20 protein-coding genes and 1 tRNA gene are annotated in these 23,185 nt (G+C 34.7%); 6 read left to right on the top strand and 15 right to left on the bottom strand.

Annotated features, from left to right (window positions below):
- Positions 1 to 64: 64 nt before the first annotated feature.
- The 10 genes from H3S88_RS11270 to H3S88_RS11225 form a co-directional block, all read right to left on the bottom strand.
- Positions 65 to 487 carry an integrase arm-type DNA-binding domain-containing protein gene (locus H3S88_RS11270; protein ID WP_198228869.1) on the bottom strand — a complete coding sequence of 141 codons (423 nt, stop codon included), beginning with the start codon at positions 485 to 487 and terminating at the stop codon, positions 65 to 67.
- Between the two features lie 183 nt (positions 488 to 670).
- Positions 671 to 746 (bottom strand) — tRNA-Ala (locus tag H3S88_RS11265).
- Positions 747 to 871: 125 nt separating this feature from the next.
- Positions 872 to 1,870, bottom strand: coding sequence for a protein translocase subunit SecF (gene secF, locus H3S88_RS11260; protein ID WP_198228906.1), 999 nt, complete (start codon positions 1,868 to 1,870; stop codon positions 872 to 874).
- Between the two features lie 12 nt (positions 1,871 to 1,882).
- Entirely contained in the window at positions 1,883 to 3,739 is a 1,857-nt protein-coding gene (gene secD / locus H3S88_RS11255; protein WP_198228870.1) for a protein translocase subunit SecD, read from the bottom strand.
- Between the two features lie 60 nt (positions 3,740 to 3,799).
- Positions 3,800 to 4,132: a preprotein translocase subunit YajC gene (gene yajC, locus H3S88_RS11250; protein ID WP_065737824.1), complete on the bottom strand. Its 333-nt coding sequence runs from the start codon at positions 4,130 to 4,132 to the stop codon at positions 3,800 to 3,802.
- A gap of 189 nt (positions 4,133 to 4,321) precedes the next feature.
- The gene (locus tag H3S88_RS11245; protein WP_198228871.1) at positions 4,322 to 6,253 is read right to left on the bottom strand and encodes an NADH-quinone oxidoreductase subunit N; all 1,932 of its coding nucleotides are present in this window, start codon (positions 6,251 to 6,253) and stop codon (positions 4,322 to 4,324) included.
- A gap of 6 nt (positions 6,254 to 6,259) precedes the next feature.
- Positions 6,260 to 7,804, bottom strand: coding sequence for a NuoM family protein (locus H3S88_RS11240; protein ID WP_198228872.1), 1,545 nt, complete (start codon positions 7,802 to 7,804; stop codon positions 6,260 to 6,262).
- A 17-nt stretch (positions 7,805 to 7,821) separates the two neighbouring features.
- The gene (locus H3S88_RS11235; protein WP_198237272.1) at positions 7,822 to 9,492 is read right to left on the bottom strand and encodes an NADH-quinone oxidoreductase subunit L; all 1,671 of its coding nucleotides are present in this window, start codon (positions 9,490 to 9,492) and stop codon (positions 7,822 to 7,824) included.
- A 173-nt stretch (positions 9,493 to 9,665) separates the two neighbouring features.
- On the bottom strand, positions 9,666 to 9,968 hold the full coding sequence (gene nuoK / locus H3S88_RS11230; RefSeq protein WP_198228874.1) for an NADH-quinone oxidoreductase subunit NuoK: 303 nt from the start codon (positions 9,966 to 9,968) through the stop codon (positions 9,666 to 9,668).
- A gap of 1 nt (position 9,969) precedes the next feature.
- Positions 9,970 to 10,461, bottom strand: a complete 492-nt coding sequence (locus H3S88_RS11225) for an NADH-quinone oxidoreductase subunit J (RefSeq protein ID WP_065737829.1) — start codon at positions 10,459 to 10,461, stop codon at positions 9,970 to 9,972.
- A gap of 351 nt (positions 10,462 to 10,812) precedes the next feature.
- Here H3S88_RS11225 and ppc point away from each other — a divergent pair, with 351 nt between their 5' ends.
- Complete coding sequence (gene ppc, locus H3S88_RS11220; RefSeq protein ID WP_198228875.1) at positions 10,813 to 13,458, top strand: phosphoenolpyruvate carboxylase; 2,646 nt, start codon at positions 10,813 to 10,815, stop codon at positions 13,456 to 13,458.
- A 38-nt stretch (positions 13,459 to 13,496) separates the two neighbouring features.
- On the opposite strand, the gene H3S88_RS11215 is transcribed toward ppc, so the two are convergent.
- The 5 genes from H3S88_RS11215 to aspS form a co-directional block, all read right to left on the bottom strand.
- The gene (locus H3S88_RS11215) at positions 13,497 to 14,555 is read right to left on the bottom strand and encodes an SEL1-like repeat protein (RefSeq protein ID WP_198228876.1); all 1,059 of its coding nucleotides are present in this window, start codon (positions 14,553 to 14,555) and stop codon (positions 13,497 to 13,499) included.
- 132 nt (positions 14,556 to 14,687) lie between these two features.
- Complete coding sequence (ubiD, locus tag H3S88_RS11210) at positions 14,688 to 16,154, bottom strand: 4-hydroxy-3-polyprenylbenzoate decarboxylase (protein ID WP_198228877.1); 1,467 nt, start codon at positions 16,152 to 16,154, stop codon at positions 14,688 to 14,690.
- A gap of 91 nt (positions 16,155 to 16,245) precedes the next feature.
- Complete coding sequence (locus tag H3S88_RS11205) at positions 16,246 to 16,662, bottom strand: hypothetical protein (protein WP_198228878.1); 417 nt, start codon at positions 16,660 to 16,662, stop codon at positions 16,246 to 16,248.
- Between the two features lie 10 nt (positions 16,663 to 16,672).
- Positions 16,673 to 17,125, bottom strand: coding sequence for a dihydroneopterin triphosphate diphosphatase (nudB, locus tag H3S88_RS11200; RefSeq protein ID WP_198228879.1), 453 nt, complete (start codon positions 17,123 to 17,125; stop codon positions 16,673 to 16,675).
- A gap of 10 nt (positions 17,126 to 17,135) precedes the next feature.
- Positions 17,136 to 18,893 carry an aspartate--tRNA ligase gene (gene aspS, locus H3S88_RS11195; protein WP_198228880.1) on the bottom strand — a complete coding sequence of 586 codons (1,758 nt, stop codon included), beginning with the start codon at positions 18,891 to 18,893 and terminating at the stop codon, positions 17,136 to 17,138.
- Between the two features lie 286 nt (positions 18,894 to 19,179).
- Here aspS and H3S88_RS11190 point away from each other — a divergent pair, with 286 nt between their 5' ends.
- From H3S88_RS11190 to H3S88_RS11170, 5 genes are all read left to right on the top strand, one after another.
- Positions 19,180 to 19,725, top strand: coding sequence for a cysteine hydrolase family protein (locus H3S88_RS11190; protein ID WP_198228881.1), 546 nt, complete (start codon positions 19,180 to 19,182; stop codon positions 19,723 to 19,725).
- A 34-nt stretch (positions 19,726 to 19,759) separates the two neighbouring features.
- The gene (locus H3S88_RS11185; protein WP_198228882.1) at positions 19,760 to 20,536 is read left to right on the top strand and encodes a DUF3100 domain-containing protein; all 777 of its coding nucleotides are present in this window, start codon (positions 19,760 to 19,762) and stop codon (positions 20,534 to 20,536) included.
- 10 nt (positions 20,537 to 20,546) lie between these two features.
- Positions 20,547 to 20,996, top strand: a complete 450-nt coding sequence (locus H3S88_RS11180) for a hypothetical protein (RefSeq protein WP_198228883.1) — start codon at positions 20,547 to 20,549, stop codon at positions 20,994 to 20,996.
- A gap of 20 nt (positions 20,997 to 21,016) precedes the next feature.
- Positions 21,017 to 22,336: an amidohydrolase gene (locus H3S88_RS11175; protein ID WP_065737839.1), complete on the top strand. Its 1,320-nt coding sequence runs from the start codon at positions 21,017 to 21,019 to the stop codon at positions 22,334 to 22,336.
- A 79-nt stretch (positions 22,337 to 22,415) separates the two neighbouring features.
- Entirely contained in the window at positions 22,416 to 23,180 is a 765-nt protein-coding gene (locus tag H3S88_RS11170; RefSeq protein ID WP_039128088.1) for a molybdopterin-synthase adenylyltransferase MoeB, read from the top strand.
- Positions 23,181 to 23,185: the final 5 nt, after the last annotated feature.

Genomic DNA, 23,185 nt, shown 5'->3' with positions numbered 1-23,185 from the left:
TTGTCATTATTGTTACCTTTTTTTATTGTTGGTTTATCATAACAATGACCTTATAAAATTGGTACTAATTAGTGTAGCCTATCCACGATTCCCACGTTCTTTTTAAGGTGCTTTCAGTTAGTCCTTTGCCACTTTTAACTTTAAACCAATCAGCGGCTACCTTTTTAAAGGTGCTAGTAATTTCGTCATGCTTACGTTGTTCTTGTTCTGCTTTGTGCTCTTGAGGATCTACACCTTGCTTTATTAATTCTCGCGCTTCATCTCGTTGTTTTCGCGCTTGCTGTAGTGAAACCTCAGGATAACTACCGAAGCTAATTAATGCGCCCTTTTTGGTATATGGACGCGTATACTTAAAACGCCAGATTTTAGAATTATTCGATTTAACTAAGAGATACATACCACCGCCATCAAATAAAGAGTAATCTTTATCTCTTGGTTTGGCTGCTTTTATTTGGGTGTCTGTTAATGGATGTGTTTTCCTTGCCATAATTATTTTAGGTATACGGTTTTTAGATATATTGTATTTGTATACCTAAGCATATACCTAAAAATTATGGTTGTAAATGTACCTTACTGATACTTAATGGGCAATAAAATAGACTTTAAGGCTTGTTATTACTGGGTTTGGTGTACTTTGTAGGGTTTTAAAGAATGTTACTGTTTATTGAATTGGTGGAGCCAAGGGGGATCGAACCCCTGACCTCAACGCTGCCAGCGTTGCGCTCTCCCAGCTGAGCTATGGCCCCAATAGAAAGGTAGAAACTGCGGGTAATGATATGCAACTAAAGATTAAGTGTCAATCTATTTGATGTTATTTGTCTGATAATTAATCAAAAAATTTCTGCCACAATAAATGTGGCAGAATATGGGTTTAAGGTAATATTGAAGGTTGATCGGCGCCTTCAGCCTCTACTTTTGGAGGCATAAAGTGCTCACGTTTAACACCTAGTTTAAGTGACATGTACGCAGCCACATAAATCGATGAAATCGTACCAAGTACGATACCAACGCCTAATGTTTCTGAGAAGCCTTTCAACATAGAACCACCAAAAATATAAAGGATAACAACCACAGCAAGCGTTGTACCTGATGTCATTAAGGTTCGATGCAATGTCTGAGTTAAAGAGATGTTAATAACATCGTAAGGTGATGCTCGACGTATTTTTCTAAAGTTTTCACGAATTCGATCGAATACCACAATCGTATCATTAAGTGAATAACCTATTATTGATAGCATCGCCGCAATAATTGTTAGATCTAATTCACGTTCAAACAGTGATAAATACCCAGCAGTTATTACAACATCATGTGCTAATGCAACTACCGCACCAGTACCAAATCGCCATTCAAAACGAAATGCAATATAAATCAGAATACAAACTAATGCTGCACAAATTGCCAAAATACCATCTTGAGCAAGTTCTGCACCAACCGTTGGTCCAACAAATTCAATTCGTTTAATTTGTGCATCTTCATCAATTTCTTTATGTACTAAATTAGAAATTTTTGCACCCAATTCATTATCAATTACTGATGATATACCACCGTCCTCTTGTTTAGCGGAAGGTAATCGAATGATAATATCTTTACTGCTACCATAGTACTGCACAATCGGTTCATGATAACCCTCATTACGCAAACTATTACGTAGATCATCAAGATTAACGTCTTTGGTTACGGTTATTTCAACAGTCGTACCGCCTGTAAAATCTTGTCCAAGATTAAAACCTTTGACAAAGATAATAACAAACGATGCCACTACCAATAACATTGAGATAACAAAAGCAACAAAGCCAAATTTTAAAAAGTCGAGGACTCTGCGGCCATGATTCAATTCTCTTACATCATGATTTTCATTTTTATTAACAATCACAATAAACCTCTAAATTGATAACTTATTAACACGGCGACCGCCATAAATAAGATTGGCTAATGCACGAGTACCTACAATCGATGTAAACATTGATGTAATGATACCTATACCCAATGTTATAGCAAAACCTTTGATTGATCCTGTGCCGACGGCATAAAGGATAACCGCAGTAATTAATGTAGTTAGGTTAGCATCAAAAATACTACTCCAAGCGCCTGCATATCCTTCATTTATTGCATGTTGAACACCACGACCATTACTAAGCTCTTCTTTTATTCGCTCATTAATCAGAACATTGGCATCAACCGCCATACCGACCGTTAACACTATTCCTGCAATACCAGGCATACTTAATGTTGCTCCAGGCAATAGAGACATGATGCCGACAATTAAAATAAGATTAGCGATTAATGCAAGGCTCGCAAATACACCAAACAAACGATACATGATTAACATAAAGATGACAGAAACTAATAAGCCCCATACACAAGATTCTAAACCTTGTGTAATGTTCTCTTGTCCCATTGATGGTCCAACTGTACGTTCTTCAATAATTTGAATTGGTGCAATTAATGCCCCCGCTCTTAATAGTAGGGATAAGTTTCTAGCTTGATCAACGCTGCTTATACCCGTTACTTGGAATCGTTCACTAAAAATACCTTGAATTGTCGCAACGTTAATAACACGTTCTTGTTTTTCAAGAATCGGTTTATCATTTTCATCACGTTTGCCGGTATCTTTATATTCAACAAATAATGTAGCCATTGCTTTATGAATATTTTTTTGAGTGAAGTTTAACATTGCCTTACCGCCTGAACTATCAAGCGTAATGGAAACTTCTGGTTGACCATATTCATTAACTCTAAACGACGAGTCGGTAATATGATCACCCGTTAAAACGATGCGTTTATAGAGTAAAACAGGACGCCCATTTTCCATATATTTGATTTCAGATCCGTAAGGTACACGCATTTCACCTGCAAGCATGGCTGGTAAATTAGCCGTGTTTTCTTCATTTACTTGTCTAAATTCAAGGGTAGCAGTTGCACCTAAAATACTTTTAGCTAATGCTGTATCTTGAATACCAGGTAATTCGACGACAATTCGATCTGCACCCTGGCGTTGGACAATTGGTTCAGCTACACCTAATTGATTTACCCGATTACGTAAAATGGTCGTATTTTGTTGAACTGCATCATTTTTAGCTTGTTGTAATCGTTGTTCACTAACGCTTAAGGTAATACTGTTTTCAGTTTGAGAGATAAGTTTAAAATCTGGAATACCATTGATCTTAGTAATAGCTTTGTTACGATCTTCGGTATTATCAAATTGCATGACAATTTGTTGGTTACCGTCTTTATTAAGAGCTTTATATTTTAATTTACTATTATTAAATTCAAATCTTAAATTTTCAATGGATTGTTCTGTGAGTTTACTTAATGCAGTGGTCATATCAACTTCCATTAAGAAATGAACACCACCTCGTAAGTCTAAACCGAGTTTCATCGGCTCTGCACCTAATACAGTAAGCCATTTTGGTGTTGCTGGGGCCAAATTCAAAGCAACAATATAAGCGTCACCTAGCTCTTTGGAAATCAACTCTTTAGCTTTTAGCTGAGTATCATTATCACCAACACGGATTAAGATAGATTTATTTTCAAAAACAAATGATTTGGTTTCAATGTGATTATCTGCCAAAATTTTTCTGATTTTATCTTGCGTGGTAATATCAATATCAGAAGTATTTGAACCAGAAATCTGTATAGCAGGATCTTCACCATAAATATTTGGAAGTGCGTAAAGAAGGCCGACGCAAATCACGACGACCAACATAATGTACTTCCACAAAGGATAGCGATTTAACACGACGTATTCTCTTGTGGGATTAGGTAATTAACACAATGAACTATAATAGGAAACACACTATTATAGTGATTTCATTGTCCCTTTTGGTAAAACAGATGTGATAAAGTCACGTTTGATCACAACTTGAGTTGAATCATTTAATTCTAACGCAATATAACCATTTTCGTTAACTTTTGCTACTCGACCAATAAGTCCACCATTAGTTAATACTTCATCACCTTTGGAAATAGCAGCCATTAAGTCACGATGAGCTTTAGCACGTTTTTGTTGTGGGCGCATAATCATAAAATAGAAAAACAAACCAAATACAACTAGCATGATAGGTAAGAAATAAGGATTATTTTCAACTGTAGCGCCATCAGCAGCATAAGCATTAGAGATTAAAAAGTCCATACAGGTCCTCTTGATTCAAATATAATATTAAAGGTCAGAATTATAACACAAGAAACAAATCTGTTATTAACTATTTCTTGTCAAGAAGTTTCAGGTTCACTATACATTTAAGTATAAAAAATAGCGTTCTATATTGGATAATACTATGATAATTCCGCCAACATAATAATGAAGGCGGAAACGTATTTATTAGGTTGTTAAGTATTGCGCCATGCTTACCAAGTTGAATAACCATTTTGGATAAATGCCACAAATTAAAATTAATAGTGCAGATAAACCAATAATAAGTTCACTTGTTTTTATATCTTGCCATTTCAATTTAATTACTGGATTGTTTAGCAATTGATCATCGCGATAAGTCGGTCTGATATAAAGATTGATTATCAAACGTGCATAGAAATAGAGTCCTAATGCACTACCTATTACTACAGCGGCTATCAACCACCACAATTCCGCAGTGACGCCTAATAATACCAGTAAAAAACGACCTATAAAGCCTGCTGTAAGCGGAACCCCCGCTAATGATAATAAGCCAATTCCCATGGTTAATGCTAATATTGGTCTACGCCAAAATAGACCTGAGAGGTCAACTTCGTTTTCATGATCTTGTAGCTCGTTTGAATGAGACTCTAGACTAATAACACCCAAAATACAGATGTTTGCCAAAATATAACCGATTAAATAGACGCCAATGGTTTCTAAAGCAAGCACTTGATATTGAACAGAGATTAAAGCGATCAATAAATAACCGAAATGTGCAATTGAGGAGTAAGCAAGCAACCGTTTCAAACTAGTTTGCATTAACGCGACTAAATTACCCCATAAAATAGACAAAAAGGCCATCATGACCAAAATCATACGAATAGTTTCATTATTAACAATCGGTGCCAATAAAAACAATCTTGCAATAGCACAGAATAATGCAACTTTACCAACAGTTGATAATAGTAAAGCCACAACAGTAGGCGCGCCTTGATAAACATCAGGTAACCAAAGCTGAAATGGAACCAATGATAGTTTAAAGCCTATGCCAACGAGTATTAAACAAACTCCCATTAGTAATAAATTACTTGGATAAGACATCGTTGAGAGTTGATAACTTAAACCACTAAAAGTAAGCTCTCCTGTTGATGCATAATAAAAAGCAATTCCCATTAATAAAAATGCACTCGCCACAGCCGATAAAATCATATATTTAACGGCGGCTTCTAAAGAGTGCGTTTGTATATATTGATATCCTATTAATCCGACAAAAGGTATTGAAAGCAATTCAATACCAATAAAAAATGCAATTAAATGGCTAGCATACACAAGCGTTATACCACCTAAGGTCATGAACAATAGAATGACGTAAAAAAGACCATGAGGTAAATGCTCTTGTACAAACCAACGATAAGCCAAACAAGATACGGTAATGGCAATAATTAAAATTAAGCTAGTATATAATAATCCATAACCATCACAGGTAAAAAGCGCAGTGATCTGACGAGCTTTCCAATATTCTACAGAAGAATCTATTTTTGGATTGATATCACTTTTATTGCTATCAACCGTCATAGCCGTCGCATCAATATTAGTATTGCTTCCAGCTGGAGTACTCACTTCAGTATTAGTGTTGGTTCCTGAATTAGTATTAGTTTCTCCATTAGTATTAGTACTAGTTTCAGTATTAGTGTTGGTCCCTGAATTAGTATTAGTTTCGCTATTAATGTTAGTACTAGGTCCAGTATTTGTATTGGTTTCTGAATTAGTATTAATTTCAGTATTATTACCTTCGGTATTGGTATCAATTTGTGTATTAACACTATTTTCATTAGGCGAAACAACAGTTTCAGTTGGAACAGCATCTACGGCAATAGTTTCCTCGTTTGAAGGCACAGCGTCTTGAATCGATGCATCAGAATTGTCTGACATTTGCATATTATCATTACTAATATTAGTAATCATTTGGGTGCTAGATGAAATATTGTATCCAATGATGACGGCACAAGCTAACGCACATCCTAAACCACATATGGTTGTCAAGGCGCATATTTTTGTATTTATTTTTAAGAAAGCTAATAAGATAAGCAAAACAATGATAGTCAAGCTTATTACAAATATAGGCGATAATGCTATCATAAGTTATTACTCTCCTACTCGTTCTGCAGTTATATTTTGCTGTGTTTGATTCACCACAGAATAAGACATATCTAAAACTATTTGCGGATATAAGCCAATAAAGACAAGTACAATAAATACACTAGCAAGTAGCAAAAGATCTCTTTTACCAAGTTGATGTTTTGTTACACAGCTTTTTTCAACAATGCCATAAAATATAGGTTGCATCCGAATAATAAAAGAAATAGACAATAGTAATAAACCAACAACAAGCAAAATTGTATAAGATGAAAAAGATGAATAACTGCCAAGCAACATCATATAATTTCCAACAAAATTAGCTGTGCCCGGGATACCTAAAATTGCTAACATAAAAAATAAGGTAAAAGAAGAGATATAACGTACTTGTTGCTTAAGCCCCGTAAATTGATTAATGTTGCGTGTTGAATAACATTCTACTAACAAGCCACTAATCATGAACATGCCAACGATAACTAAATTAATAGCAATCATTTGTATTACAATGCCTTGATAAGCAATAACAGAACCACTATAGATAATTGCAGTTACAAATCCCATCAAAGCGATATGTACATAAGCAATTAATTTTTTAATGTCGGTTTGAATAAACGTCAGTAATGCTGAGTAGATAACCGTGAGTAATGCCATTATCATAATTAACGGCATAATCATAATTGAAGCATTAGGAAAGAGCGGAATAACAATACGTAACAAACCGAATGTCGAGGTTGTGAGTAATAATCCGCTTATCATCATTGAACCTGTAGTTGATGATTCAATGTGCGCATCAATAAACCAGCTATGAAAAGGTACAAACGGAATACGTATAATAAAGGCAGCTAAAAAACCTAACATTAACATAAATTCAGTGTAACTTGAAATAGGTGTTTTGGTTAGTTCTTGGTAATCAAATGTCCAATGACCAGATAAAGTCCAATTAATTAAAGCTAATGAGACAATTGAAATTAACATCAGTAAACTACTAATTTGTGTATAAATTAAAAATTTACTTGCTCCATTAAAACGTAGTTGAGAATTTGAGTCTCGCCTTCCCCATAAAGAAATTAGGAAATAGATCGGGATTGCCACTGCTTCCCAAAAAAAGAACATTAAAAATAGATCGGTTATGACAAATAACATCATAATGGCAGATGTCATAAATAAAATGCATAAATAAAATAAACCAAAATTATTAGGGCTTTCTTTGCTTGAATAACCAATCGTTAGTAACACAATAAATAGAGTTGAGGTAATTAAAACTAATGATAAGCCATCTAAGACTAGATGAAAGTGAATATTAAGCAAAGGAATCCACTCAATATTAACTTCTTTTTTCCAATTATTGCCTTGTTGTAAAACCGTTATCCCCTCTTGCCATAAACTAAATGATAACAATAAAGTTATAAAAATAGTTATGAAAGCAATAATCATCGGTAATTGATACCAACGCGATACCATTCGAGAGGATCTTACAATCCGCAATAAAAATACATGGCATAACCAACTAATAAATCCACCTATAACAGGTAAAAAAACAAGCCATAACAACATGAATGATTACACCTTTATTAAATAAAAACCAGTAACATTAATATAATAATGCTACCTATAACAATAGATACCATATACCATCGAATATGCCCATTTTCTAAGCTGACAATATATGAGTTTATTTTTTTTATGCCCAACATAATCCAATTGTCCCAAATTCCTAATGGATCTTTTTTAAGCATGTTAGCTAAATACACATAAGGTTTAACAAAAATGATATTCAGTAAATAATCAAATCGCCAATCGCAATTACATAATCTTGCGATAAATTTAACTATTGGCGTATTTAACACCTCTTGTACTTCACTATTTGGGTGAGCATAAAAAATATAAGCAATAACAAAGCTTAATATAGTTACTGCTGCTAACAATAATTGAAACGATAGCAGACTATTAGTATCCAGTTTGGCAATTGGAATAATATTTTGAGACAGTATAGGAAAATAGATAAAAATGGCCGTCGTAAATATCAGTAAGATAAAAATTGGACAATAACTAATCCATTTAGTTTTCGCAAATTCAGCAATTTTTGGTTTATGATAAAAGACCATAAAAATTAGGCGCCAAATACTTAAACTGGATAACAAAATACCTAATAAACCTATCGTTCCTGCCATTAAATGATCTTTTATCATTAATCCCCAAATAATATCACCCTTAATATAAAATGAAGCTGAAATCCAAGGAATCGCACTTAACGATAACATAATAATCAAAAATATGGCATAAAGAACTGGAAATGATTTTGCAAGTCCACCGAGTTTATTAATATTTCGCTCACCTTGACATTTTTTGAGTAATATTGCCGATGCTAAAATTAATAAAGTACTAGTTATAACATAATTAATTAAGCAATTAAGCGATAACCACCAACTTTGAGTTGCAAAAGCATAAAACAAATAACTAATTTGAGCTAAATTAATATAAGTTACAATTCGTTTAACATCACTTTGAACTAAGGCGATTGAGCTTGCAAATAAGATTGTTAGCGAAGCGAAAATAGTCATGATGTCTAACGTATCATTAGACATCATAAACAAGTTACTTAATCTTAAAATTAAGTATACACCAGATAATATGACAGTAGATGATTGCATTAAAGCTACCGCAGGCATTGGCGCTAATGTTGTTTCGACAAACCAAGATTGCATTGGAAAAAGAGCAGACTTACTAATAGCACCTAAAAATAGCATTAATGTGATCCAAAAGATAATATCGGAATCAATCGCTAAATTATCATGAGCTTGGGTTAAAATATCCCCTATATTTAAAGTACCTAAGGTTTGATAAAGTAAAAATACACCAATGATTAAAAAGATATCCGTTAAATGCATAAGCACAAAAGCCTTAACGGCAGCATAACCATTGCGCAATTGTTTATAATAGATGCCAATAAGTAAGTAAGTACTTATACTTACACCCTCCCAACCTATTAACATAACTAATAGATTATCAACCAATATAATGGTTAACATACTAGCGATTAATAAATTACTATAGGCATAAAAAGTATAAACATCTTTTTTTGATGTTAAATAACTTGCTGCAAAGAAATAAATTAGTAATCCCAAAAAAGCAATTATAACTAAAAAAGTTAACGATAAACCGTCTAATGTTAATGATAAAGGTACGACAAAATCCCCAACTGAAAACCAAGTCCATAATGGTCTGGTATACACTAACAACATATCCGGTACTGTGTTTTTTATAAAATCTATACAGGTAAACATAGTAATAAGATTTATTATTAGCATTGTACTAAAACCGATAATCATGACATTAATCGGCCGAAGATGCCTACCCAAGCAAACTAGCAATAGAAAAGACAGCAAGGGAATAATAATAGTTAAGTAAAGTAAATTCATCCTTTCATTTCACTCAGTGAATCAATGTTAAAGATTTTACGGCGATAAATTAATTTCGTAAGCAACGCAAGTCCTACACAAGCTTGAGCTAATACAGTAATCACCGCTAAAATAGCAAGGAGTTCTCCTTCCGATTGTTGCCAATAGCTACCTGCAGAAACTAATGCAACAATAGCACCATTATTCATAATCATAAGGCTTAATAACAAAAAATAGAGATTACGTCGAATCATTACCCCTAATAAACCTATCACAAATAAAATTGAGGCAAGAATAAGACTATATATAAGAGGAATCATATTACTTCTCCGACAAGAGTCGATGCATAAAATGATAAGAGATCACAATTGCACCTAATAATAAAAAGCCAGCGAGTTCAGATATCAAAATGTAAGCATATACTGACATTTCGTGCATCAATTCATGCGATTCGTTGATCTGTGAATAGTCAGTACTAACTACACCATAAATAAGAACAACGAGTAAAATAAATGCTAAAACTAAAGGCCCTAACCAAATTTTAGGGCTGATACCCCTTTTTCTATTTTCAACATTATCTATACGAATTCGCAATACAATGGCAACAGATAGAAACAAAGTCACTGTGCCAGCAATAAATAATAGAATGTATAAAACAACAGAAAAATATGCATCAAGCAAAATAAATATTAAGGCCGAAGAAAAAAGTGAAACCATAAAGTACAAAAGAGCCTTATCAACACGTAAGCAACTAATTGCTTTTATACCGGCAAACACCGCAATAATCGACGCAATATAGAAAACAATAAGCATCAAATAATAATCCAATATGCATTTATAGTTTTGTTAGTATATACCCAAATCATATCAAGATACAGTTTACTGACATTTTGTTAACAGAAAACAAACATAAAAAAATGAAATTTGGTTAAAAAATGATAGAAAATTTTGTTTTTATCAATCAATAAAGTATAACAAATATAATTAAAACCTTAAAAAAAATAAAAATTATAAAATTTTATGATTTAAATTCAATACAGTATTGTTATAAAGTGTATAAGTTAAACACATTAACTAACATTTATCCCAACACCTTTAAATTGTCATGCTCATTAGGCAGCTTAAAGTTTGTTTTGACTTAATAAAGATAAAAACGAGAAGATAATGAACAGTGAATATTCCTCTATGCGAAGCAACGTCAATATGCTAGGTACTTTACTAGGTGATGCAATTAAACGGGCAGCAGGCAATGATACTTTTGATTTAGTTGAACAAATCAGACAATTATCAAAATCAGCTCAACAAGGTAATAAGCAAGCTCATAATAAATTACTTAAACTAATTGAAAATCTTAACGATGAAGATTTATTACATGTGGCTCGTGCATTTAATCAGTTTTTGAATTTAGTTAACACCGCGGCAGAATATTATGGAATATCCCCACATGGTGAAGCATCAAGCAGTCCCAAAAAAATGACAGAACTGTTTAGTACGTTAAAAAATCTTAACTTCTCAAATCAGACGATTACTCAAGCCATTAATGACCTTTCGATTGAACTTGTGTTAACTGCCCACCCTACAGAGATCAATCGTCGAACCATGATAAATACTTATACTGCGATTAATAACTGTTTATCGCAACTTGATCATGACGATTTAGCTGATTATGAAATAGAGCGAATTATGCGCCGTTTAAAACAGTTAGTTTGTCAAGCATGGTACACCGATGAGATTCGTAAAAAAAGACCAACACCACTTGATGAAGCTAAATGGGGCTTTTCGGTTATTGAAGATAGTCTTTGGGAAGGTGTACCGCTTTTCTTGCGTGAATTTAACGATCAGTTAGTCGATGCATTTAATGAACAATTATCTGTTGAGCACGTTCCAATTAAATTTACTTCGTGGATGGGTGGTGATCGCGATGGCAACCCTAATGTAACAGCAAAAGTGACTGAAAAAGTCATGTTGCAAGCCAGATTAAAAGCAATTGAGCTTTTTTTAGCAGATATTCAAATTCTGGTTCGTGAATTATCCATGACTGAGTGCAGTCAATCTGTCATCAATCTATTAGATGAAAATAATAAAACAGCAACTGAACCTTATCGCGCGGTAATGAAACAATTGCGCGCACGTTTAGTAAAAACCCACAGTTTTATAGTGTCATTATTAAATAACGAACAAGTATTACCTCCAGCGGATATTTTAATTAAAAACGAACAATTGTGGATGCCACTCTATACGTGTTATGAATCATTAATCGAAAATGGCATGTCAACGATTGCACACGGACCATTGCTTGATACTTTACGGCGTATAAAAAGTTTCGGTCTGCAACTGGTTAGATTAGACATTCGTCAAGATAGTTCAGTGCACACTGAAGCACTGGATGCATTAACCAAAGAACTTAACTTAGGCAGTTATGCCGAGTGGTCAGAAGAAGAAAAACAAGCTTTTTTGTTAACTGAACTTCAATCAAATCGCCCATTGTTACCTTACCATTGGCAACCAAATGAAATGGTTCAAGAAGTTTTGGATACTTGTCGAGTTATTAAAAAAGCAGGTGAAGAATCCATTGCTTCATATGTGATCTCAATGGCCAAAGCGCCTTCAGATATCTTGGCTGTTTACTTACTATTAAAAATAGTTGACTGCCAAAAAATAATTCCTGTAGCACCATTATTTGAAACCTTAGACGATTTAAATAATGCCAAGACAGTTATGCAAAAACTGCTTGATATTCCATGGTATCGCGAAAAGATTCATGGTAAGCAGATGGTCATGATCGGCTACTCTGATTCAGCTAAAGACGCTGGAACGCTTGCTGCATCATGGGCTCAGTATCGTTCACAAGAAGAGTTAGTCAAATTATTCGAAAAATATAATATTAATTTAGTTTTATTTCATGGTCGTGGTGGCTCAATTGGTCGTGGAGGTGCTCCTGCACATGCTGCATTGCTATCACAACCACCAGGATCATTAAAAGGAGGACTTCGAGTCACTGAACAAGGTGAAATGATTCGTTTTAAACTCGGTTTGCCCGAAGTGGCACTCAGTAGTTTGATGTTATACGCATCAGCCATTTTGCAAGCAAATTTATTACCACCACCTGAACCTAAACAAAACTGGCGAGATATTATGGACGAAATGTCTGATATCTCTTGTCGTTGTTATCGTAGTTACATTCGTGAACGTTCTGAATTTGTCGATTATTTTAGAGCAGTAACGCCAGAAGCTGAATTGGGTAGGTTACCACTCGGTTCTCGTCCACAAAAAAGACGAACAGGTGGCGGTATTGAAAGTTTAAGAGCTATTCCATGGATTTTTGCTTGGACACAAAATCGTTTAATGGTTCCCTCTTGGCTTGGTGCTGGAACAGCACTTAAACAAATTATCGAAGAAGGTAACAAAAATCTACTTAAAGATATGTATCATAATTGGCCTTTCTTTAATGCACGTTTAGGTATGCTCGAAATGGTGTATGCTAAAGCAGCACCAAATATCCATGAATATTATGAACAAAGACTTGTCGATCCAGCCTTGTGGCCGTTGGGAGAAGAGTTAAGAAACTTATTAACTCAAGATATCAATACGGTACTCACTATAACCGATGATATCAGTTTGATGGCTGATCTACCATGGATTGCAGAATCTGTTGCATTACGTAATACCTACATTGAACCTCTAAATCTATTACAGGCTGAATTATTAAGTCGTTCGCGTAATCGAAATGAAGATGAAAATAGTAACGTTGAACAAGGATTAATGATCACTATTTCTGGTATTGCTGCAGGTATGCGTAACTCAGGATAGTTAAAAGCAGGAAAAAATAAAAAGAGCAATTGCTCTTTTTATTTTTCTAATAATTCATCTAAATAAGCTTTAGCATCTTGGTCACCTTGCTCACTCGCTTTAGTAAACCAATATATCGCTTTATTAATATTTTTTTCTGTTCCTTCGCCATCTAAATATTTAATAGCGAGATTATATTGAGCATCAACACTACCCTGTTCAGCCGCTTTGATATACCATTCAATGGCTTTTGTAATATCTTTTGAAACGCCTCCACCTACATCATACATAACCCCAATATTATATTGAGCATCAGCGTTACCTGCTTCAGCAGCTTTAGTAAACCAATTTGCAGCCTGTACATTATCAGGTTTAGTACCCGTCCCCGTTGCGTACATAATACCTAAATTATACATAGCAAGCACATGACCTTGTGTAGCTGCTTGAGTATAAAAATAGATAGCCGCGACATAATCTTTAGTCAACCCATCACCATGCTCTGACATCAATCCCAAATAGTATTGGGCCTCTGGATTGCTTTCTGTCGCAGCTTTACTGAACCAATCTGCAGCCAACATACGATCTTGTTCGACACCATCACCAAAAAAATACATAATACCTAGATTTAGATAAGCATCTAAAACACCTTGGTTACCCGCCTCAACAAAGTAGTTAACCGCACTTGATGGATTTTTGTCGGCACCTTCACCATTTTTATACATTAAGGCTAAATTATATTTGGCCAATGCATAATCTTGATCTGCAGCAAGTTTGTAATATTTGAACGCTTCATAGGGATCAGCAACGATCCCCAAACCTTTTTGATACATATATGCCAAATTATTTTGTGCTTTCGCTAAACCTTGCTCTGCGGCTTTTTTATACCAGAATAGTGCTCTAATATCGCTAATTTCAACACCTAATCCTTGTTTATAAATTGTACCCAGAGAATATTGTGCCTCAGCATTCCCGTTTTCAGCAGATACACGCAAAGAAGGAATCAATGCCCCTGGTTCGGCAACTTGCAAATCCATATCTGATTGCACTTTAGTTTCATTTGCCAAAGCACCATAAGAGATGGATAAAACTAGTACTAATAAGATTTGAAATTTTTTCATAATTTTTTATTACCATACCATGGTCGATAATTATACATAACCATCTTAAAAAAAATAGTTTTTATTTTATTGATTCATTTATCTACAGTACCTAATTTTAACTATAATTATTTTTCACTTGCAATATTTAATTCATAATATTCCAAGTTTGTCCCAAATTTCATCAATACGAGCAACAATTTTGGGATCTTTTTTTATTATTTTCCCCCATTCTCGACTGGTTTCACCTACCCATTTATTGGTTGCATCTAACCCCATTTTAGAACCCAACCCAGAAATAGGTGAAGCAAAATCTAAATAATCAATGGGAGTATTGTCGATAAAAGTCGTATCACGATGTGGATCCATACGTGTTGAAATCGCCCACATGACATCTTTCCAATCTCGTGCATTAATATCATCATCACAGACAATCACAAATTTAGTGTACATAAATTGACGCAAATAAGACCATACCCCCATCATGACACGCTTGGCATGCCCTGGATATTGCTTTCTTATAGTGACAATAGCAATACGATATGAGCATCCTTCCGGTGGCAAATAGAAATCTACAATTTCAGGAAATTGTTTTTGCAAAATTGGAATAAACACTTCATTTAATGCAAGTCCCATGACTGCAGGTTCATCAGGTGGTCGCCCAGTATAAGTTGAATGATAAATCGCATCTTTACGATGTGTTATATGAGTTACAGTAAAGACGGGAAATTGTTCAATTTCATTATAATAACCAGTATGATCACCATAAGGACCTTCCTGTGCTAACTCATTAGGGTCAATGTAACCTTCAAGAATAATTTCAGCCGTTGCTGGTACATCCAAATCGTTGGATAATGATTTAACTACTTCTGTTCGTTTACCCCGTAACAATCCTGCAAAAGCATATTCAGGTAAAGTATCGGGTACTGGTGTAACTGCTGCTAAAATGGTCGCAGGATCAGCGCCAATGGCAACGCTAACTGGAAATTTTTCATTAGGATGTGATTGTTGCCACTCGGCAAAATCCAGCGCACCGCCACGATGTGATAACCAACGCATAATTAATTTATTATTACCTAAGAGCTGTAAGCGATAAATACCGACATTTTGTCGATCTTTATAAGGACCTTTGGTAATAGTCAATCCCCAAGATAATAAAGGTGCGACATCTTCGGGCCAACAGTGCATAATGGGTAAACGCGTTAAATCAACTTCATCATTTTCAAAGACCACCTCTTGACAGGGCGCTGAAGATCGTTGTTTAACTGGCATATTTAAGACTTGTTTATATTTAGGTAATACATTAAAAAATTGGCGAATGCCTTTAGGTGGTTCTGGCTCGCGTAAAAACGCTAACAATTCCCCAATTTCACGCAAAGCCGAAATGTCTTCGCGTCCCATCCCCATAGCTACGCGTTTAGCCGTACCGAATAAATTACACAAGACTGGTATATCATAACCAATCGGATTTTCAAACAATAAGGCTGGCCCTTCATTACGTAATACCCGATCGGCAATTTCTGTCATTTCAAGATAAGGATTAACAGGATAAGTAATTCTTTTTAATTCGCCTTGTTGTTCAAGATAATCTAAAAATTCACGAAAATCAGGAAAGTTCATTTATTATCACTCTCTATTACTTATTGATCTTTTGTAGATCATATCCAAAGGTATCTTTTAATCCTTAAAGTGGTTATCTTTTTAATCGCAATTAGTCTTCATCAAAATTTTCACTGTAAATGGGTGTTTGTTGATTTTGATTACACTCTACAATTTTAGGTAGTAAAGCTTCAAATTGGTTTTTATCAATTTCGATAAATGTGTCGGGTTCAACTTGGTAAAATAGATATTGTTGAGTCTGATCATCAAATTGGAAAGAAGCTAACCAATAATTACGATCATCACTATTTTCATTCGCAAATATTTTGATAATACTACTTTCTCGCTTTTCCGGTTGGTTATGTAGTTTATAATCAATTATTTTTTCAGCAATTTGAGAATCATATTCATCAAAAATAATATAATCACTATCATTTGTTTTACATTTTTCAATTTTAATTTCCGCATAACTACACGTTATTGAAAAAAATAAACAAAAAAATACAATGATATACTGGCTTAATTTCATTTTTTACCTCTTAACTCAATTTAAGAAAGTTGTTAATTTTACAAATAGCCTGACTATTATTAGGCGACGCAGTTAGGTTAACTGCATCTCCCATAGCCAGCCATTGATAAGCTAAGTGCTCGGTTAGAACTGGAATTACTTCTTTAGCAAGAGGCAAATAAAACCAATGTTCTTTATTTATCTTAACTTCTGGCGAATATCTATGTCGAAACTGTGGGAAAATCTCAAATTCAACCGTGTAGTTAGCATCAATTAGTTCAAGATTTTCCTTTATAATATCAATGCCTGTTTCTTCCAAAACTTCACGAATTGCGGTTTGACGTGGCAATTCATCTGTCTCCATGCTACCTGTTACTGATTGCCAAAATAATGGATCATCTTTGCGTTGTAACATAAGGTAACGATTGGTTGTCTGGCAGTAAATCACCACCAGTACCGACTCAGGTTTTTTATATTCTTGCATCAAAATATCGTTATTTTCTAGCTACTTCAATACCAAGTTCTACTAATGCAGCAGAATTTGCTGGACTTGGCGCATCAGTAAGCAAACACGTCGCCGCTGTTGTTTTAGGAAATGCAATCACATCGCGAATATTATCTGTTCCTGTGAGCAACATACTTAATCTATCTAACCCAAAAGCTAAACCTGCATGAGGTGGTGTACCATATTTTAATGCATCGAGTAAGAAACCAAATTTTTCACGTTGATCTTGTTCACCAATTCCTAATATTGAAAATACCGCTTGTTGCATTTCACTGCGATGAATACGTACCGATCCTCCACCGACTTCATAGCCATTGATTACCATATCATAAGCATTCGCCACAGCATTTTGAGGATTGTTAATTAACTCTTCAGGTGTGTAATCTTTTGGTGATGTGAACGGATGATGCATAGCACTTAAACCTTCATCTGTTTCTTCAAACATTGGAAAATCAACAACCCAAAGTACCGCCCATTTGTTTTCATCGGTAAGGCCTAAATCCTTTCCAACTTTCAAACGTAATGCACCTAATGCATCGCTAACAACTTTATAACTATCAGCACCAAATAACAAAATATCACCGTCTTTTGCATTAGCACGGTTTAGCAATGCTTCCATTTGTGACTCATTAAAGAATTTAGAGATTGGGCTTTGTACACCCTCTAAACCTTTGCTGCGTTCATTGACTTTGATCCAAGCCATGCCTTTTGCACCATAAACAGAAATAAACTGCGTATATTCGTCTAACTGTTTACGTGTTAATTGAGTACCATTTGGCACGCAAAGCAACGCTACCCGGCCTTTAGGATCATTTGCTGGAGTTGAAAATACTTTAAAATCGACATCTTTAACCAAATCAGCCACATCAATAATTTCAAGTGGATTACGTAGATCAGGCTTATCACTACCATAACGACGCATTGCCTCGCTAAAAGACATAATCGGGAATTTGCCTAAATCAACATTTTTAACATGCAACCAAAGTTCGCGTATCATTTTTTCCATGATTTCACGCACTTGTTCGGCTGTCATAAATGAAGTTTCAACATCTATCTGTGTAAATTCTGGCTGACGATCGGCTCTTAAATCTTCATCACGAAAACATTTAACAATTTGATAATAACGATCAAACCCAGACATCATAAGCAATTGCTTAAATAATTGTGGTGATTGTGGCAATGCATAAAATTCACCTTTATGGATTCTACTCGGTACCAAATAGTCGCGAGCACCCTCTGGCGTAGCCTTGGTCAACATAGGAGTTTCAATATCTAAAAAACCATTTTCATTCATAAATGAACGAACAAATGCGGTAATTTGTGCACGAGTTTTAAAGATTGAGGTCATTTCTGGACGGCGTAAATCTATATATCGATATTTTAACCGCTGTTCTTCACTATTATTTTGATTAAAATCCAGAGGTAATACATCACTACGATTGAAAATAGTAAGTTCGGTCGCTAAAATTTCAACCTCACCGGTTGCCATATCTTTATTAATTTGACCTTCAGGTCTGGCTCTTACCTTTCCTTTAATTTGAATACAAAATTCATTACGTAAATCGCCAGCTAATTGATATGCTTGCGGATAATCAGGATCAAAAAAAACTTGCACAATTCCTTCACGATCACGCATATCAATAAAAATCATTCCGCCTAAGTCTCGGCGTTTATTAACCCATCCACATAGTGTAACTTCTTGATTAACATAACTTGCGTTTAATTGTCCGCAATAAATTGTTCTCATTAAATATATCCTGTGTACAATTGTCGAAAAATAATAATTATTATAGAGCAATTTATCAGGGTATAAAGACTATGTTTTAAAATAATCGCTATTTATTTTATTTATACTAAGTTTATGATAATAATTTTACTTTATATGTCTTTTTATAATTTCATTTAAATTCAATAAGATAATTAACCTAAACTCGAATTATTTAGTTGCACTTGAAAAATGTTTGTTTTATTAACTTGTAATATCAAATATTTATTAATAAGCTTAAGTATTATTTAAATATTATTAACTTGATATGAAAGCTTTAATTTCAATTGACTACACGAATGATTTTATTGCGGATGATGGCGCTTTAACTACAGGCTCAGCCGGTCAACAAATTGAATCAGAAATGTTAAACATAACTAACTCATTTATTAAAAATAATCAATTTATCGTTTTTGCAATTGATGCCCACGATCCGACGGATGAATATCACCCTGAAAATTCACTTTTTCCTTCTCATAATATTGTTGGAACTGTTGGACAACAATTATTTGGTGACTTACATCAACTTTATCAAAGGCATCAAAATTCAACCAATATATACTGGATCAACAAACGCCACTATTCAGCATTTTGTGGTACTGATCTCGATCTACGTTTACGCGAAAGACATATTACCGAAATCCATTTAATTGGTGTTTGTACGGATATTTGCATTTTACATACAGCCGTAGATGCCTATAACTTAGGTTATAAAATAGTGATTCATCAAAATGCAGTTGCAAGTTTTGATCCTATTGGCCATCAATGGGCTTTAAAACACTTTAAAAATACCTTAGGGGCAACGTTAAGTTAATATAAAAAGATAACAATTAAAAAAAGGAGCAGGAATGGAAGTTTTACGAGACTTTAAATTGCATATAATTGCACTTTTAGTAGTAGTTAGTTGTGAACTTATCGGCAAGCAATCGATATGGATTATTGCCGTTTACCCAATGTTATATGCGATGGTTTTTGGCGGAATCATTAGTTTGCCAAAGCTTAAAATACTTACCAATAAAAATATGCAAAATGCAAGTATCGTTATGATGGTTACATTAATGTTACTTGTTGCAAAACTTGGTGTAGCGGTAGGTCCCCAAATTGATATGATTTTAGAAGATGCTAAATTAGCTCTAATTTTTCAAGAATTAGGTCATTTTGCTGGAACAATTTTACTCGGGTTACCATTAGCAATGCTATTAGGTATGAAACGAGAGGCTGTTGGGGCTACCTATTCCGTTGCTCGCGAACCCAATATAGCCATTGTAGCAGATAAATATGGTTTAGATTCACCAGAAGGCCGTGGTGTAATGGCTATGTATATATGTGGCACTCTCTATGGTGCAATTTGGATGAGTATTCTTGCTAGTCTAATGGCACATTTGAATATTCTTCATCCTTATGCTTTAGCTATGGGGGCAGGCGTAGGAAGTGGAAGTATGATGGCGGCATCACTTGCCCCGATAAGTGATTTATATCCAGATTTATCAGAAAATATTAACGCTTATGCATCAACAGCAAATTTAATGTCTAGTATGGTTGGTATATATATTTATACGCTCTTTTCTTTACCTTTTGCTTCTTTTATGTATAACACGTTAGCCCGTCTTCGACGCAATAAATAAGGATCCAATAATGAAGATTTTAGAAACAATTTTTGTGCTTATTTTAGTCGCCATTATTATGGCTGCTGGAAACAGTGTGGGTTATAAAATTGATATTATTTCATCGTTTGAAGCATTAGCTGTGCTAGCTGTTATCTCTATTGTAGGATTTTTACTAAGTAAGTTACCCGGACTTAAAAAATTTCCAGTGATTTTATGGGTATCGGTTGTTGCAGCCGTAGTTTCCTCACCAATATTTCCATACCATACAGAATTGGTTGCAATTACAGATCAAGTTTCTCTACTTGCAGTCTGTACACCAGTACTTGCTTATGCAGGACTCGCCATAGGTAAAGATCTTGCACTATTCAAAAATATCTCTTGGCGCATTATTCCCGTATCTTTGGCTGTGTTTTCGGGTACGTTTATTTTTGCAGCCTTAATTGCTCAAGTCACTTTACATTGGGAAGGCGTGATCTAATTTAGATAAGGGTTTAATTTATGACTAAAGAAGAACTAAAGAAAAAAGTTTGTGATGCGATTGCAAACCGAAAAGCAGACATCAAGTCGATTGCTGAAGCGATTTGGTCCGAACCAGAGCTTGGCTATAAAGAACACAAAACGGCTAAAAAAGTAGAAGATGCTTTTGAAAAATTGGGTGTTCCTTTTAAAAATAAATTAGCACTCACAGGGGTTAAAGGTCGTCTTAAAGGTGGTAAAGGAAGTAAATACAGCATCGCAGTTATTGGAGAACTTGATGCAATTATTTGTGCCGACCACCCTGCTGCGGATGAGACATCTGGAGCTGCTCACTGTTGTGGTCATAATGCACAAATCGCTAATATGATGGCGGTTACTATGGGATTAATTGACTCAGGTGCAATGCAATTTTTAGCCGGTGATGTGGTACCATTTGCTGTCCCAGCAGAAGAATATGTTGAAATAACCTATCGCAATCGATTAATTGAAGAAGGTAAAATCAAATACATTGGCGGTAAACCAGAATTAATTTCACGTGGTGATTTTGATGATGTTGATATGGCGTTACAGATACATTTAACGAGTGTACCAAATGAACGCCAAGACGGTTTTATAGAAATTTCAACAACAAGTAATGGCTTTATCGGTAAATTAATTAAATATAAAGGTGAAGCAGCCCATGCTGCAGCAGCTCCTCACGCAGGAGTAAATGCTTTAAATGCAGCAATGATGGGAATGATGGGCGTTCATGCTATTCGTGAAACATTTCAAGAAAAAGATTACATTCGATTCCATCCAATTATTACCCAAGGCGGTGATTTGGTGAATGTTGTACCAAGCGATGTAAGAATGGAAAGCTATGTACGAGCGGGCAATGTTCCAGCCATGATTGATGCCAATGAAAGAATTAATCAAGCATTAAAAGCTGGCGCAATGGCTGTTGGCGCAACTTGTGAAATTAAAGATTTACCAGGTTATTTACCGTTACATAATAATTCAACCCTTAATGATCTTTTAAAGCAAAACGCTGAAAATTTAATTGGTGAAGAAAACGTTTCAATCGCACCGCATATGACTGGAAGTACAGATACGGGTGATCTATCACATATTATGCCAGTAAGTCATCCTTGGATTGGTTCGGTTAGAGGGATTTTACATGGTAAAGATTACACCGTATTTGATGAAGAGATGGCTTATATACGCCCCGCTCAAATGATGGCTTGTACTATTATTGATCTACTATATGATGACGCTCAAACCGCTCAAACACTCATGACAAATTACAAACCGCTTATGACAAAAGAGGAATATTTAAAATTCCTATCTGGTTTTGACAAATAAAATTTAAAACTTGGCACAACCTTGTGCCAAGTTTTTGTTATACTACCCACTTCATTATCAACAACAATAATCACTTCATATGTTAACGCTTACCGATCAAGAATTATTTCGTTATGACAGGCAAATAACTTTGCAGGGTTTCGACATTGAAAAGCAGCAAATTTTAAAAAATAGTGCAGTATTAATTATTGGATTAGGGGGATTAGGTTGTTCAGTTTCTCTATATTTAGCTGCATCTGGCATTGGTAAGTTAACTTTAAATGATTTTGATACCATATCGGCTTCAAATTTAAACCGTCAGATTTTATATACCCATAAATCAATTAATCAAAATAAAGTTGATGTGGCTAAACACGCTTTAACCAATATAAATCCCAATATAGTGATTGAAACGGTTAATCAGCAACTAAAGGACAGCGATCTTATTTCACTCATTAAGCAACATAATATTGTTATTGACTGTACAGATAACTTAGTTACCCGTGAACAGATTAATCGCTGTTGTTTTCAAGAAAAGAAACCTTTAGTTTCAGGCGCTGCAATACGAATGGAAGGTTTGCTAAGTGTATTTACTTACCAACCTAACGAACCATGTTATCACTGTTTAAGTCGTCTATTTGGGAATGATCAGCTTACTTGTGTTGAAACCGGTGTTATGGCGCCTTTAGTTGGTATGTTTGGCTCAATGCAAGCCATAGAAGCAATAAAAATCCTTACTCATTATGGTCGCCCGTTATCAGGTCGATTATTGATGATTGATACAATGAACATGCAATTTAATCAATTTACTATATCTAAGCAGGCAAATTGCCCTGTCTGTGGTAATCACCAAACTGACCAATAAACAGT

Source organism: Gilliamella sp. B14448G11 (assembly GCF_016101765.1).
Taxonomy (GTDB): domain Bacteria; phylum Pseudomonadota; class Gammaproteobacteria; order Enterobacterales; family Orbaceae; genus Gilliamella; species Gilliamella apicola_N.
The sequence above is the reverse complement of the archived record's forward strand: the minus strand, read 5'-3'. Positions and strand labels throughout refer to the sequence as shown.